The organism is Prevotella sp. OH937_COT-195 (assembly GCF_003932845.1).
In the GTDB taxonomy this organism is placed as follows: Bacteria; Bacteroidota; Bacteroidia; order Bacteroidales; family Bacteroidaceae; genus Prevotella.
This window is the reverse complement of the sequence record NZ_RQZH01000013.1, coordinates 52,659-67,913: the sequence shown is the minus strand read 5'-3', so window position 1 is coordinate 67,913 and position 15,255 is coordinate 52,659. Positions and strand designations below refer to the sequence as shown.

The window sequence follows — 15,255 nt, the reverse complement described above, 5'->3', positions numbered from 1 at the left end:
CGGTCATTAGACCGCATTTGCTTAGATTTGCCATTGCCGTTACGCTTCCCGACTGCTTTAGCCCGCTTGCTGACATCTGCGCAGCCATTACATCCCGATGTAGCCCGCTACGCCTTCGATGAAACGGCTGCACATCTGCTCAACAATCGAACAAAACCGGTTGAGGGTTCTAATGACCGATTTGGGTTAAGACGTCAATTGCCGAGATTAAATTATTTTTTACGAGAAAATAATTTAAAAGCACAACATATAAAAAACAGATGAAAAGCATCATAAATGTCGTTTTTTTGAACCGACACACATTTTACAAGCATCAAAACAAATATATTTATGCAAAAACACACAAAACATTTGGACACATGCAGATAATTGTATAATTTTGCAACAAATAAATCAATAAAAGAAGCAGCATGAAAATAAAAACAAAACGATTGGAAGTTTTGAAGATGCTCATTTCAAGCATGGAACTGGGGTCGCAGGAGGAAGTATTGAGGGTTCTCGAAAAAGAAGGTTTCAAACTGACACAAGCCACGTTGAGCCGTGACCTTAAGCAGTTAAAGGTGGCAAAAGCCGCCTCAATGAACGGGAAATACGTATATGTACTGCCCAACGACACAATGTACAAACGCATAACCAAACCAATGTCTGCCATGGAGATGTTGCAATCGAGCGGTTACGTATCGATAAATTTTTCGGGCAACATGGGCGTGATAAAAACGCGTCCGGGGTATGCGTCGAGCATTGCATACAACATAGATGCAAGCGATATTCCACAAATCATCGGCACCATAGCGGGAGACGACACTATATTCATCGTGATAAAAGAAGGCTACACGCATGAGGAGACAATCGATTCGCTACGTTCACTAATTTCAGGTAGAAATTAATACAAACCGGCAGAAACATACATTACCACACATTACCATTATTTATACAGTACGCTGTACATGTTTTCAAGAAATGACAAATGGTAACAATGTTTCTTCCCTGCAAAAAAGTTGGCGACAGCCACCGTTTAACACAACGCCGCCTGCCGCCAATTAGAACGTAAAAAATCTTTGTTTATCTCTGTTATTTAAGGACGCCCAAATTTTTACCCACCTTTATGAAGGCGGAGATGCAACGGTCGAGTTGCTCGCGGTTATGACCTGCCGAAATTTGAACGCGTATGCGAGCTTGTTCCTTCGGTACCACCGGGTAATAGAAACCTGTGACGTAAATGCCCTCTTCCTGCATCTTCGCGGCATATACCTGCGATAGTTTTGCATCGTAGAGCATTACCGCGCAGATGGCACTCTGCGTAGGCTTTATGTCAAAGCCTGCAGCCATCATTTTGTCGCGGAAATAGTTAACGTTTTCAACGAGTTTGTCGTGTATCTCGTTACTCTCCTTGAGCATGCGGAACACCTCGAGCGAAGCACCTATGATGCCCGGTGCAAGAGAGTTTGAGAACAAGTAAGGACGCGAACGCTGGCGAAGGAGGTCGATAATCTCCTTGCGACCGGTGGTAAATCCTCCGAGGGCACCGCCAAAAGCCTTACCCAGCGTACCCGTGTAGATGTCAACGCGACCGTAAGTGTCGAAGAACTCGCTCACACCGTGACCGGTCTTGCCGACCACTCCGGCAGAGTGACTCTCGTCAACCATCACAAGGGCATCATACTTCTCGGCGAGGTCGCAAATCTTGTCAAGAGGTGCGACATTACCGTCCATGGAGAACACACCATCGGTTACGATGATGCGGAAACGTTGTGCCTGTGCTTCTTTCAGACAATCTTCCAACTGCTCCATGTCTGCATTGGCATAACGATAACGTTTTGCCTTGCAGAGGCGCACGCCATCGATGATTGAGGCATGGTTCAGCGAGTCGCTGATGATGGCGTCCTCATCTGTGAACAAAGGTTCGAACACGCCCCCGTTTGCATCGAAACAAGCCGCGTAGAGGATTGTGTCCTCCGTCTTGAAGTAGTCGCTTATGGCTGCCTCAAGTTCCTTGTGAATGTCCTGTGTTCCGCATATAAAGCGGACGGAAGACATTCCAAAGCCACGACGGTCCATCATCTTTTTCGATGCCTCGACAAGACGTGGGTGGTCAGACAAGCCAAGATAGTTGTTGGCACAGAAATTCAAAACTTCCCTGCCATTAACCTCTATGGCCGCCCTTTGCGGACTCTCAATGAGTCGTTCCTCCTTGTAGAGGCCCGCTTCCCTAATCTCCGACAAAGTATGCCTGAGATGGTCTTTCATTTTTCCGTACATAGATTTTTGAATTATGGTTAGTAATTAGGGTTAATAAATTCATATACGAACGGAGCATTTCCGTTTTCAACCGACAAAGTAACTCAAAAAAAACGAGAAAACACCCATTTGAAACAAAAAAAACGCCCCGAATCAAAAAAATATGCACTTTTACAGAATAAATTGATGTTATGTCGTTTTTTTTTGGTTATTTTGCACTGCGAAATCTATACTATAAACAACATATCATTTAAAAGTAATGAAAAAGATACTTGTTATTGGTTCAACAGGGCAGATAGGCTCGGAACTTACGCGCGAACTGCGCAAACAATATGGTAATGAGAATGTAGTGGCAGGTTACATCACCGGAGCAGAGCCAACGGGCGAACTGAAAGAGGGCGGTCCGTCGGAGATTGCAGACGTGACAGACGGAGCGGCGATTGCCGAAGTGGTGCGGAAACACGACATCGATACCATCTACAACCTTGCGGCATTACTGTCGGTCGTGGCAGAATCGAAACCCAAACTGGCTTGGAAAATAGGCATCGACGGATTGTGGAACATACTTGAGGTGGCTCGCGAGAACAACTGCGCCGTATTTACACCGAGTTCGATAGGCTCGTTCGGAATATGCACACCGCACAACAATACTCCGCAAGATACCGTGCAACGCCCGCAGACGATATACGGCGTGTCAAAAGTGACGACCGAATTGCTGAGCGATTACTACCAGAAAAAGTACGGTACGGACACCCGTTCGGTACGTTTCCCGGGACTCATATCATACGTTACTCCTCCGGGTGGCGGCACAACCGACTATGCAGTGGACATTTACTACTCGGCAGTGCGCGGAGAGAAATTTATATGCCCCATCAACAAAGGCACAAAGATGGACATGATGTATATGCCGGACGCATTAAAAGCAGCCATAAACATCATGGAGGCCGACCCGGCGCGCCTTATACATCACAACGGTTTCAATGTAACGGCAATGAGTTTCGCTCCGGAGACAATCTTCGCGGAAATAAAGAAACACAAGCCGGAATTCGAGATGGAGTATAACGTTGACCCGCTGAAACAGAGCATAGCCGACAGTTGGCCCGACAATCTCGACGACTCGTGCGCACGCAAGGAGTGGGACTGGTGCCCCGAATATGACCTCAGCCGCATGACAATCGATATGTTGAAGCATCTCAAGGAAAAACTTCTCAAAAAATAAACATGCACCGGCAATGCCGGCAGTATGTTTTCACGGACAAGTACAAAACTCTTTCCCACCTTTACTCAACGAGAAAGAGGGTATATAATATAAAAGGAAGACATCTCACAACGGTGTCTTCCTTTATTGTTTGAAAATAAAAAGAGACCATGCTGACATGATCTCTCCGCATATAGTCGGGATGAGGCGACTCGAACGCCCGACCCCTACGTCCCGAACGTAGTGCGCTACCAACTGCGCTACATCCCGATTTGCGGGTGCAAAGGTAACAAGAAAAAATGAAACGCAAGCATTTTTTGAAGAAATTTCGCCAAAAATTTGTCCAATCCACAAAAACATGCTATCTTTGCACCCGCTTTCAGACGAGAAAGTATTAAAATGATGGTGCCTTAGCTCAGTTGGTAGAGCATCGGACTGAAAATCCGTGTGTCCCCGGTTCGATTCCTGGAGGCACCACAAGAGTAAAACAAAAAGACTTGTTCCATTAATGGAAACAGGTCTTTTTTTATTCACATAAGCCACTCAAACAGAATATTTTTTATAAGTTTTTCGGCACATTCTGTTCATTTATTATTTTTTTTCATATCTTTGCAGAGAAAAAACGAAATACAACAAGAACATTTATAATATAAAACCTATATCGTATGGAGTATTACATTGTATTAAACGGCGTGAAGGAAGGTCCGTTCACCCTTGAAGAGTTAAAGGCAAAAGGTGTAATAGAGAGCACCCTTGTATGGAAAAACGGCTTGGCAGACTGGGTAAAAGCCGGCACACTGCCGGAAGTAATGCAGGCGATCACCGCAACCCCTGTAATACAGGAACCGACACCACAACCACAACCGGTACAGCAACCACAGCCACAACCGGCACAACAGCCACAACCGCAACCGGCACAGCAGCCACAACCGCAACCGGCACAGCAGCGTATGACAACCGCCACCTCGCAAGGGCAACAAACAGAAACGCCGGTACTTGAAGACTACCAGCAAAAGAACCTCATTCTCACAATCGTGAGTTTCCTGTGCTGCGGCATGATTGGCGCGGTATTTGCATTGTTGGGATATCTCAGCGGCAGCGAGGTAAAGAAACTCCAAATGCTTGGACAACACGAGATGGCTGCCAAGAAAGCCGCCGAAGCCAAGAAATGGTTCAAGGTGTCCATCATCGTTGATTTAGTATTGGCAGTTCTCCTTATCTTGTATTTTGTGTTTGTGATATTATTAACATTCATCAGCAGATAACACAACGGAAATTTAATGGAATACTACGTCATTATAGATGGCAGGAAATGCGGACCGTTCTCACGAGAGGAGTTGCGCAGCAAGTTCATCACGCCCGACACGCCGGTATGGCGTAACAGCATGGCAGATTGGACTCCGGCGCGCAACATTCCCGAGATAGCCGACATACTGCAACCCGAGCCGACACCGCCACCATTCAATTACGGCGGCACACAGCCCGAAACGCAGCATGCAAGGCGAAGCGAATACATCCCGATGATTCCGGAAGACTATAATGCGTTGAACATTTTCATAATAATATATGGTTTCCTATGTTGTCATTTATGCATAATCGGTTCCATCTTCGCCATAATCAGTTATATAAAAAGTGGAGAGATGAAAACCATGCATGCGTTGGAAAAATATGACTTGATGACAATAAAGGCCGCCGAGGTGCGCAAGTTTCACAAATTGGCAGTATGGTCTGACGTTGTACTTACCATTATCGGCCTGACAGGCTTTGTAATATACATATTATTAATCACATTTTTTACCTATATGGGAACATTGGTGCAAAACTAAATCTATGCGTGTACCAAGCAGGAAACATAAAATTACATTGGCGGCAGCAGTGCTGATTGCGCTTGCTGCCGTCTATTTCTTTTTCGACCCCAACACCGATATTCTTTTCCCAAAATGCGCTTTCCACGTAATTACGGGCTGGAAATGCCCCGGTTGCGGCTCGCAGCGTGCCCTCCACGCCATGTTGCATGGCAATATATACACGGCACTAAAACACAACCTGTGGATACCGTTCGCCATCACATATATGATATTAATAATAACGGCAAAATTACTGGGCAAGCACGGAAAACGGCTAAACGACTTTCTGACAAACAAATACCTATTCGTCATTTTCATAATTTTCACAATCCTGTGGTGTGTGTTGCGCAACGTCATTGCGATTTAACCCAAATCGGTCATTAGAACCCTCAACCGGTTTTGTTCGATTGGTTGAGCAGATGCGCTGCCGTTTCATAGAAGGCGTAGCGGGCTAAAGCAGTCGGGAAGCGTAACGGCAATAGCAAATCTAAACAAATGCGGTCTAATGACAGTTAAACTTTCATGACACAACGAACAAGTCAATGCCGGTTAACCGGCATTGACAAGATAATCAAACAAGGCGGTTTTGCACCGCAATTCAGGCGGAATTGAAAATCAATTCAGCCGAAATTGCATTCCAATTCCGCCTGAATTGCAGTATCTGTTGCTGCCGGCAATCTGCCGAAGCGTGTGATCATAACAGTTCGGGCAGCGTAAACAGACGCATGCCATTGCTGCCCTTTATGAGGATACATTTACCATCGGGTCGATTGACGGCTATCTCTGCTCTCACCTCCCCTATGTCGCGGAATTTGCGGAAACGGCACTCGGTGTCGCCAAATTTCTCACCCACGAGCCACACGTCTTCAACACCTCTCGCCGCAAGCATGTCAACCACGCGTTGATGCTCCTCGCGACTCGCCGCACCCAATTCCATCATATCGCCGAGTATTGCCATCTTGGACGGTACGTTCATGTCGACGAGACTTTCTATTGCCGCTTTCATGCTCGACGGATTGGCGTTGTAAGCATCTACGATGAGACGGTTATGTGCGGTCACGGTCATCTGCGAGCGATTGTTCGTCGGCACATAGTCTGCGAGCGCATGACATATTTTGTCCTCGGGAACACCGAAATACAGTCCCACGGCAATCGCAGCGAGCATGTTGTCGATATTATACGAACCTATCATGTTTGTCGTCACTTCGTGTTCCCCGCCTCCATCGGCATGCCAAGAGAAATGCAAAAACGGCGCACAACCAATCACCCTGCCACGCACCGACACCTTGTCTTCGGTATCTTTGCCATACTTGATAAGACACGGAATGTTTCTCTCTCTTGCCATTTCCATCAGATCTGCATTGTCTGCATTGATGAAAACGGGAAGAGAATCATCGTTTCTCATTTGTCCTTTGCCAATCAAATAATCGTACAGTTCACCTTTCGTGTGTTTCACTCCCTCGAAAGAGCCGAAGCCTTGCAGATGTGCCCGCCCCACGTTGGTAACAAGTCCGCATGTTGGCTCTGCCGTCTCTGCCAGTGTCTTTATGTCACCGGGGTGCGATGCGCCCATTTCCACCACAGCAATCTCATGTTCCGGACGCAGTTGAAACAATGTTTTCGGCACGCCAACGTCATTATTGAAATTTCCCTGCGTGCAATGCACGTTGAATTGTTGTGCAAGTACGGCGGCGAGTAGCTCCTTGGTGGTTGTCTTGCCATTGGTTCCCGTTACCCCTATTACGGGAATGTCGAACTGTCTTCTATGCTCGCGTGCGAGATCTTTGAATGTCTGCAAAGCATCTTCCACGAGCAGACAACGGTTGTCGGTATCATATTCAGGATTGTCAATTATCGCATACGAGCAACCCTTACTCAGTGCAACCGCAGCAAATCTGTTCCCGTCGAACGTCTCCCCTTTCAACGCCACGAATATGCTTCCTTCGGGACAATCCCGGCTGTCGGTCGTAATTACGGGGTGTTTGCGGTATATTTCGTATATCTTTTTTATGTCCATTTTGTTCGTTCCTTTACCATATACATCTGCAAAAATATGAAAAAAATCAATCTAAATGCGGTATTATGTGTTTTTTAGATATTGCTCTGCCTGTCTGTTTAAACTACACGGATAATAAAAAACATTCTCTTTTGGCAGTGATTAGAATCTGGTCATAAGCTCCACGACAATCTTATCCTTTTCGGAAGGTTTTGGAATTGCCCCTTTGCGATAGAAATATTTCTCATAGTTGATGCGAATGTCCGAAACAAATGGTTTGTCAATGCTGAGAGTGAGGCCTCCCGTAAGACGGGAACGTTGATAATCGGTAACGACGAGCGAACCGTTTTTGTCTAATTTTCCTCCCAAATAGCGCATTCCGTCACTATGATCGTTCATGTAATCATATCGCAGCAGCGGGGATATTTTGGAGAAAAGGCATTTTTTGAGAGGAATATCATAATTGACGAAAGCATTTACGGAATGGACGTTTTTGAAAGCACTCCCGTCATAGTGCTTGAAAAGATATTCTGCTTCCACATGCCACCCGTCAGCATGATAAAACGCACCTGCATCATACATTATTATTCCCGCATTATCCGGTTTTATTTTTTGTATGCTCAGTGTGAGGTTGAAATCTTTTGGCAAGAAGAACTGTGCTTTAACGGAAAAGTTGATGTTCTTGGTCCAGAAATCCTTTTGTTTTTCAACTCCCGAGCCATTAAATATTCCGGCTTCCATGATTATCGGCAAAGCACCGTCTGTTTTGTATCCCACGGTTGCACCCACGTCGCGCACATTTCCCACTTGTTTGGCAATGAAAGAGCGATTGGCAAAATACTGTTTATGCGGCGAGCGGTGAGCATCAATGGTAAACGGTACACGCATTTGTCCGATAGTGAACTGAAAATCGTCGAACGGTTTAAATCTCGTATAAGCATCAAGCATCTTTATTTTACCCTCGTTAGACAGGTCTATTTCCGCTCTGTATTCCACTATTTCAGAAACTTTGCCATCAACACTGAGGCGTGCGTTGCGCACCTCGAATCTCCCCGCCTTGTCTTCGGGTTGATACTCGTATTTCCCTCGCACCGTTCCATGTATATTCGGAGTAAGGTTCGTACTGTTCTCCTGTGCCTGTGCCGATGTTCCAATCAACATTGCAGCAAGCACCACCATGCATTTCCTTATCATTGTCGTGTCAATTTTGCATGTCTTTAAAATATCCGTCATTTGACAGTCATCTTTAATTCTATTTGCAAAGGTCTGAAAAATATATTTAATCCGTGCAGCAAACAAGTTATATTTCTGTTAAATAATAAGTTTTATATAATTAAATTGGCTTTCAAACTTAATTACCCGTATATTTACATTTATTTTTCAGTCGGTTCGTCGTACGAAATAAATGGCACGACTTACTGCACTACTTATCACGGGCAGATTGTCTCTTTTCATTAAAATAAAGCACAATGTTTTGCCATGTGGACTAATTTTATTATTTTTGCACCCTCGAAGGAGTTGCAATAAAACCGCAACACACAATACGATGAAAGACCATGATACAGAATATACTCTGAATATCGGCGGCAAACTACTGTCGCTGAAGAAACCGCTTGTGATGGGAATACTCAACTGCACACCGGATTCTTTCTATCAGGGAAGCCGAAAGCAAGGCGAAATGGAAATTGCCACACGTACCAACCAAATTATAGAGGAGGGCGGAAAAATTATCGATGTGGGGGCATTTTCCACTCGTCCGGGAGCCGCACAAGTAAGCGAGGAGGAGGAGATGCGCCGCATGCGGCTCGCTCTTGAGATAGTGCGAATCCAACAAGCAGAGGCAGTGGTAAGTATCGACACTTTCAGACATGACGTGGCAAAAATGGCAGTGGAAGAGTTTGGTGCGGGCATAATAAACGATGTCAGCGGCGGAAATCCGGAGGGCGCGTTCGGAAGCGAGAAATCGGAAACTACCGTGGCAGATTTTTGTACGCCTGCCGACGGAACACAGGAGAACGACTGCGCCCCCGTACTCGACAAGGAGTGGCACGGCAGTGTGCCGTACATACTTATGTCGAGTTGCGGAAACCTTGAAGATACCATGAAGTTCTTTGCCATGCGCATACGGCAACTCAGGGCATGCGGGCAACGCGACATAATACTCGATCCCGGTTTCGGTTTCGGTAAGACAATGGAACAGAACTTCGATACGCTTAGACGCATGGACTTGCTCGGAGAGTTCGGACTCCCCGTATTGGCAGGTCTGTCACGCAAAACAATGATATGGCGCACACTGGGACATACCCCCGACGAGGCTCTCAACGGAACAACCGTGCTGAACACCGTGGCACTGATGAAAGGGGCGGCAATACTCCGCGTACACGATGTGAAAGAAGCGGTGGAAGCAGTGCGACTGACGGAGAATCTAACAACCGAGAATTGATAATTCTCGATTATCAATTATAAAAAGATGTTTGATTTCGGAATAAAGGACATAATAGACATTCTGGCGGTGGCAATGGGACTGTACTATATCTACCGCTTAATGAAAGCATCGCGCTCGCAAAATGTTTTCGGGGGCATCATAATGTTCTTGATAGTTTGGATTTTTGTGAGCAGAGTGTTCGAGATGCGACTGCTCGGTGCAATCATGGACAATCTGATGAGCGTAGGAGTGATAGCACTCATCATTCTTTTCCAAGACGAGATACGCAAGTTCTTCTACAACTTGGGAGCACACCGCAACTTCAGCGCACTGAAGAGACTGTTCAGGGGTCACAAGAAAGAAAAGAACGTGGATATGGAAAGCGTAATGGCCATAGTACGTGCGTGCATGAACATGGGACGCGGAAAGGTGGGAGCATTGATAGTTTTTGAACGAACGACACCACTCGATGACATAGCGGAAACGGGAGAGAAGATAGACTCGCGACTGAGTCAGCGACTGATAGAGAACATCTTCTTCAAGAACTCTCCGCTGCACGATGGTGCAATGGTGGTGTCTAAGCACCGCATAAAGGCCGCGGGATGCATTCTTCCCGTAAGCCACAACGACAGCATACCAAAGGAACTTGGACTGCGCCACCGCGCTGCGATGGGAATATCGGAGGAAAGTGACGCACTTGCCGTTGTCGTCTCTGAAGAAACGGGACGCATAAGCATGGCCATGGAAGGAAAATTCAACCTGCGTCTGTCGGCAGAAGATCTCGAAAGCATCCTCACACAGGAAATGTAAGGCAATGCACAAACGGCCTGTGGGGGTAAGGAGGAAAAAACAGAATGGAATGTAAAAACATTAACTCATTATATAAAATGTACCCGGAACAGGCTTCACAACGATGCCCCCCGGAAACGGGAGACCGGAAGGGAAGAAAGCGAAGGGCTTAAAATTTATCTACTATGGATTTAGTACAACAAATCATTGCGCGTGCAAAAAGCAACAAACAGCGCATCGTGCTCCCCGAAGCAGAAGAGGAACGCACACTGACGGCTGCAGACAGGGTTCTGGCAGACGACATCGCAAACCTTATCCTTATCGGCAATCCTGATAAGGTAAACGCACTTGCAAAACGACTCGGACTAAAAAACATCGGCAAGGCAACACTCATCGACCCGGAAAACTGCGAGAAAAGCGAGGAATATGCAAGTTTGCTCGCCGAACTGCGAAAGAAAAAGGGCATGACGATTGAGGAGGCACGCAAACTGATAAAGAACCCACTCTATCTCGGTTGCATGATTATCAAAACAGGAGATGCAGACGGACAGATAAGCGGAGCACTCTCAACAACCGGCGATACGCTGCGCCCGGCACTGCAAATAATCAAAACGCAGCCCGGCATAAGTTGTGTCAGCGGTGCGATGCTGTTGCTGACAAAAGCCGAACAACATGGAGATAACGGCATGTTGATTATCGGTGACGTGGCAGTGACTCCGATGCCGGACGCACATCAACTGGCAGAGATTGCCGTTTGTACGGCACAGACAGCAAAATCGGTTGCAGGCATTGCAGAACCGCGCGTGGCAATGCTCAGTTTCTCGACCAAAGGCTCGGCAAAACACGAAGTGGTTGACAAAGTGGTGGAGGCTACAAAAATAGCAAAGGAAATGGCACCCGAACTGAGGATTGACGGCGAATTGCAGGCAGATGCCGCACTCGTACCCGCCATCGGACGACACAAGGCTCCGGGATCGGACATCGCCGGACATGCCAACGTCCTCGTGACACCATGCCTCGAAGTGGGAAACATTGCATACAAACTCGTCGAACGGCTCGGAGGAGCAGAGGCTCTCGGACCGATTCTGCAAGGTATTGCACGACCGGTGAACGACCTGAGCCGCGGATGCAGCATTGACGACATCTACAAGATGGTTGCCATCACCGCATGTCAGGCAATGGATGCAAAATAGAATTGGTTAACTTATAACAACCGATGTTTTAAAAAAGACAAACAACAATCAAGAGAAATCATTTTGAGATAGGAATAAACTGATATGAAGATTTTAGTATTGAATTGCGGCTCGTCCTCCATAAAATACGCACTTTACAACATGGACGACAAGAGTGTGATGACGAGTGGAGGCGCGGAACGCGTTGGACAAAAAGGTTCTTTCGTGAAAGTAAAACTTTCCAACGGCGAAAAGAGGGAGATAATGCACGACATTCCCGAACACACCGAGGGCGTGAAATTTATATTCTCGCTGCTTACAGACCCCGAAATAGGCGTAATAAAGGATCTGAATGAAATCGATGCCGTGGGACACCGCATGGTGCATGGTGGCGAGAAATTCAACAAGAGCGTGGTTCTAAACGCAGAAGTGATGAAAACTTTCGAAGCATGCATCGACCTCGCACCGCTCCACAACCCGGCAAACCTGAAGGGAGTGAACGCCGTGAGCGAACTGATGCCGGGACTGCCACAGGTCGGCGTGTTCGACACAGCATTCCACCAGACGATGCCCAAAGAGGCCTTCCTATACGCAATACCTTACAAACTCTACGAGCAATACGGCGTTCGCCGATACGGTTTCCACGGAACAAGTCATCGTTATGTAAGCCGGCGCGTTTGCGAGTTCCTCGGCTGCGACCCCGCAGACAAGAAAATCATTACCTGCCACATTGGAAACGGCGCCAGCATAGCCGCCGTGACCGACGGCAAGTGTATAGACACCACAATGGGTCTAACTCCGCTTGAAGGATTGATGATGGGAACACGTTCGGGCGACATTGATGCCGGCGCGATTACTTTCCTCGAAAAGAAACTAAACCTTGATGCCGACGGCATGTCTAAATTGCTGAACAAAGAGAGCGGTGTATTAGGTATAACGGAGAAGAGTTCCGACATGCGCGACATAGAAAAAGCCGCTGAAGAAGGCGACCCGCGTGCACAACTTGCCCTCGACATGTATTTCTACCGCATAAAGAAATATATCGGTGCCTACGCGGCAGCCATGGGAGGCGTTGACATCATAGTATTCACGGCGGGCGTGGGCGAGAATCAGACAGGACTGCGCGAGGAAGTATGCAAAGGACTGGAATTCCTCGGCGTAAAGTTCGATGCATCGAAGAACAACGTTCGCGGCAAAGAGACTGTCGTATCTGCCGATGACTCGCGCGTTAAGGTGTGCATCATTCCAACCGACGAGGAACTTATGATTGCCACCGACACTATGGAACTTCTGAAATAATTATATATATAAAAAATGTAAGGCATGTGAAAGACATGCCTTACATTTTGCTTTCGCCCTCCTCGTATTCTTCAAGGAACAGATGTTCGCCGTCGAACACAACGTATGTGAACTGCCAAACCCAGTCGCCAATAATCATCATTCGCGTCTTGTGGCTAAGCATAAGATCAAGTTCTATGTGACGGTGTCCGTATATAAAATAATCTATGTTCGTGTGTTCCCGCATATACTGCTTGGTGTAGCGAACAAGATACTCCTTGTCCTCGCCCATGTACGGTGGTTCTTTATCTCCTCCACGCTTCATTCTCGAGTGCTTTGCCCATGTCATTCCGAACCACACAGACCACCGCGGGTGCAGCATTGAGAACATTTTCTGGCACATGCGGTTATGAAACAGTCTGCGTATTATCTTGAATTTCTTGTCAGGGTCGCCCAGTCCGTCGCCGTGTGAAAGATAGAAAACCTTGTTATACAGTTCCACCGTCTCGGCTTTTCTATGAAGTACCACTCCGCACTCATCCTCCAAGTATCCGTACATCCATACATCGTGATTTCCCGTAAAGTAATGAACTTCGACCCCCATGTCGGTAAGTTCGGATAATTTACCGAGGAAACGCGTGTAACCTTTCGGCACGCAGTATTTCCACTCGTACCAGAAATCGAACATGTCTCCGAGCAAATAAACGGCTCGCGCTTTCTCCTTTATCTCGTCAAGAAAGCGTATAAGTCGCCTTTCCTGCATTCTTCCGTGGTCTATCGCCCACGAACCGAGGTGTGCATCGCTAAGTATATATATGTTCTGTCTCATTTCCATCAGTCGAGTCCGAGTTCAAGCCTTGCCTCTTCGCTCAACATGCTCTGATCCCATGCCGGCTCGAATACGAGGTTCACGTTAGCCGTTTTAATCCCTTCCACGCTCTCTATCTTCGTCCTCACGTCTTCAAGAATAAAATCTGCCGCAGGACAGTTAGGCGCAGTGAATGTCATGTCAACGTCAAGCGTGCCATCATCCTTAACGTCAATCTTGTAAATCATTCCGAGGTCGTATATGTTTACCGGTATCTCGGGGTCATATACAGTCTTAAGCACATCGACTATGCGTTCCTCCGTCTTTGTTTTTTCTTCCTGTGTCATTCGTCGTATATGTTTGTCTGCAAAGATAATGTAAAACGGTATTATTTCAAAACAAATCCATTGATTTTATCATCAACCGCAATTACAAAACCGCATTTAAGTCTTTTTTTCATGATGTCAAAAACAAGTTGCAGGAAAAAAACAAAAAAGGTTTGGCGATACCGAATATCATTCTTTCACGGTTAAAATAGGGAATATGAGCTATTGACGAAAGACAAATGCCTTGCTTGAAAAACAACTTGAAGTCATCGATGTTGTATTGATTGAAACTCCGAAACGGTATGGTTCGGCTGCCAATCCCGAATCCGGCATATAAATGATTGCAAGTATATAAAGAGACATTTCCATTACAGATACCTCAATTTATGATGACATACAAACATCATTATAAAAAAAGGAAACATTGACAACCGTAAATAACAATCGGATGCCCTGTTTTCGTCGTGGTTCACGCGAGCCTGCCTTCTTCCCTGTAACTATAGTATCCACCATCGGTAACGATTATGTGGTCAAGCAGATATAATCGCATTGTTTCGCATGCCGTTCTCGTACATTCCGTAAGTCTGTCGTCTTCTCCGCTTGGGTGCGTATTGTTGCTCGGGTGGTTGTGAACCAAAACCACTATTGTGGCGTTGTTGAGTATCGCCGTCTTCACCATCAGTCGCACATCTACCGCCGTCTGGGTTATACCTCCGTGAGAAAGTCTCTCTGCCTTGATGAGTTTGTAGTTTTGATTGAGCAGTATTACCCATGCTTCCTCCACATCGAGATCCTCCATTTTGGGTCTCATGAAATTATATATTGCCGTTGCCGAACTCAGGTCTTTACGCTCTGCCACCTCCTCGCTCTGTCTTCTCTTCCCAAGTTCGCAGGCTGCAAGTATAGATATGGCCTTTGCTTCGCCGATACCCTTGTATTCCATCAGTTCGGCGATGCTCATCTTTCCGAGAATGTTAAGTCGGTTGTCACAGTCGGCAAGTATCTTTTTCATCAGGTCAACGGCACTCTCCTCGGTGTTTCCGCTGCCTATGAGTATTGCAAGCAGTTCGGCGTTTGTCAGCGATTGTGCCCCCGTTGCCGCCAGTTTCTCCCTCGGTCTGTCCTCCTCCGACCATCTGTTTATCGACAGTCGTGCGGTTTTATCGTTCCCCATCTCC

16 protein-coding genes and 2 tRNA genes are annotated in these 15,255 nt (G+C 46.6%); 11 read left to right on the top strand and 7 right to left on the bottom strand.

Annotated features, from left to right (window positions below; all coding sequences use genetic code 11):
- Together EII32_RS06715 and EII32_RS06710 are read left to right on the top strand one after the other, a co-directional pair.
- Positions 1-264 (top strand): hypothetical protein (locus EII32_RS06715; protein ID WP_233582332.1); only part of this gene is annotated, 264 nt, incomplete at its 5' end.
- A 146-nt stretch (positions 265-410) separates the two neighbouring features.
- A complete protein-coding gene (locus EII32_RS06710; RefSeq protein WP_125234668.1) occupies positions 411-887 on the top strand; it encodes an arginine repressor in 477 nt (158 codons plus the stop codon).
- A gap of 184 nt (positions 888-1,071) precedes the next feature.
- Here EII32_RS06710 and kbl read toward each other — a convergent pair whose 3' ends face one another.
- Entirely contained in the window at positions 1,072-2,259 is a 1,188-nt protein-coding gene (gene kbl, locus EII32_RS06705) for a glycine C-acetyltransferase (protein ID WP_125234667.1), read from the bottom strand.
- A 238-nt stretch (positions 2,260-2,497) separates the two neighbouring features.
- Between kbl and EII32_RS06700 the strand changes: the two genes are divergently transcribed.
- Positions 2,498-3,457 (top strand): NAD-dependent epimerase/dehydratase family protein, encoded by a 960-nt coding sequence (locus tag EII32_RS06700; RefSeq protein WP_125234666.1) that lies wholly within the window; start codon positions 2,498-2,500, stop codon positions 3,455-3,457.
- Positions 3,458-3,633: 176 nt separating this feature from the next.
- Here the strand turns inward: EII32_RS06700 and EII32_RS06695 are convergent.
- A tRNA-Pro gene (locus tag EII32_RS06695) sits at positions 3,634-3,706 on the bottom strand.
- A 134-nt stretch (positions 3,707-3,840) separates the two neighbouring features.
- Between EII32_RS06695 and EII32_RS06690 the strand changes: the two genes are divergently transcribed.
- The 4 genes from EII32_RS06690 to EII32_RS06675 all read left to right on the top strand — a co-directional run bounded on the left by EII32_RS06690 (position 3,841) and on the right by EII32_RS06675 (position 5,650).
- Positions 3,841-3,913, top strand: a tRNA-Phe gene (locus EII32_RS06690).
- 188 nt (positions 3,914-4,101) lie between these two features.
- The gene (locus EII32_RS06685) at positions 4,102-4,701 is read left to right on the top strand and encodes a DUF4339 domain-containing protein (protein WP_125234665.1); all 600 of its coding nucleotides are present in this window, start codon (positions 4,102-4,104) and stop codon (positions 4,699-4,701) included.
- 15 nt (positions 4,702-4,716) lie between these two features.
- A complete protein-coding gene (locus tag EII32_RS06680) occupies positions 4,717-5,262 on the top strand; it encodes a DUF4339 domain-containing protein (RefSeq protein ID WP_125234664.1) in 546 nt (181 codons plus the stop codon).
- A gap of 4 nt (positions 5,263-5,266) precedes the next feature.
- Positions 5,267-5,650, top strand: coding sequence for a DUF2752 domain-containing protein (locus EII32_RS06675; RefSeq protein ID WP_125234663.1), 384 nt, complete (start codon positions 5,267-5,269; stop codon positions 5,648-5,650).
- A 327-nt stretch (positions 5,651-5,977) separates the two neighbouring features.
- Here the strand turns inward: EII32_RS06675 and EII32_RS06670 are convergent, their stop codons facing one another.
- Together EII32_RS06670 and EII32_RS06665 are read right to left on the bottom strand one after the other, a co-directional pair.
- Complete coding sequence (locus EII32_RS06670; protein ID WP_125234662.1) at positions 5,978-7,300, bottom strand: UDP-N-acetylmuramoyl-tripeptide--D-alanyl-D-alanine ligase; 1,323 nt, start codon at positions 7,298-7,300, stop codon at positions 5,978-5,980.
- 141 nt (positions 7,301-7,441) lie between these two features.
- Complete coding sequence (locus tag EII32_RS06665; RefSeq protein ID WP_255416453.1) at positions 7,442-8,440, bottom strand: porin; 999 nt, start codon at positions 8,438-8,440, stop codon at positions 7,442-7,444.
- A gap of 385 nt (positions 8,441-8,825) precedes the next feature.
- On the opposite strand from EII32_RS06665, the gene folP reads away from it, so the two are divergent.
- The 4 genes from folP (at position 8,826) to EII32_RS06645 (ending at position 12,964) form a co-directional block, all read left to right on the top strand.
- Positions 8,826-9,722, top strand: coding sequence for a dihydropteroate synthase (folP, locus tag EII32_RS06660; protein ID WP_125234661.1), 897 nt, complete (start codon positions 8,826-8,828; stop codon positions 9,720-9,722).
- 27 nt (positions 9,723-9,749) lie between these two features.
- On the top strand, positions 9,750-10,514 hold the full coding sequence (gene cdaA / locus EII32_RS06655; protein ID WP_125234660.1) for a diadenylate cyclase CdaA: 765 nt from the start codon (positions 9,750-9,752) through the stop codon (positions 10,512-10,514).
- A gap of 164 nt (positions 10,515-10,678) precedes the next feature.
- On the top strand, positions 10,679-11,686 hold the full coding sequence (gene pta, locus EII32_RS06650; protein WP_125234659.1) for a phosphate acetyltransferase: 1,008 nt from the start codon (positions 10,679-10,681) through the stop codon (positions 11,684-11,686).
- An 84-nt stretch (positions 11,687-11,770) separates the two neighbouring features.
- The gene (locus EII32_RS06645; protein ID WP_125234658.1) at positions 11,771-12,964 is read left to right on the top strand and encodes an acetate/propionate family kinase; all 1,194 of its coding nucleotides are present in this window, start codon (positions 11,771-11,773) and stop codon (positions 12,962-12,964) included.
- A gap of 40 nt (positions 12,965-13,004) precedes the next feature.
- Here EII32_RS06645 and EII32_RS06640 read toward each other — a convergent pair whose 3' ends face one another.
- The 3 genes from EII32_RS06640 to radC all read right to left on the bottom strand — a co-directional run bounded on the left by EII32_RS06640 (position 13,005) and on the right by radC (position 15,251).
- On the bottom strand, positions 13,005-13,772 hold the full coding sequence (locus EII32_RS06640) for a UDP-2,3-diacylglucosamine diphosphatase (RefSeq protein WP_125234657.1): 768 nt from the start codon (positions 13,770-13,772) through the stop codon (positions 13,005-13,007).
- 5 nt (positions 13,773-13,777) lie between these two features.
- Positions 13,778-14,098, bottom strand: coding sequence for a metal-sulfur cluster assembly factor (locus tag EII32_RS06635; RefSeq protein ID WP_125234656.1), 321 nt, complete (start codon positions 14,096-14,098; stop codon positions 13,778-13,780).
- A gap of 448 nt (positions 14,099-14,546) precedes the next feature.
- Positions 14,547-15,251, bottom strand: a complete 705-nt coding sequence (gene radC, locus EII32_RS06630; RefSeq protein ID WP_125234655.1) for a RadC family protein — start codon at positions 15,249-15,251, stop codon at positions 14,547-14,549.
- Positions 15,252-15,255: the final 4 nt, after the last annotated feature.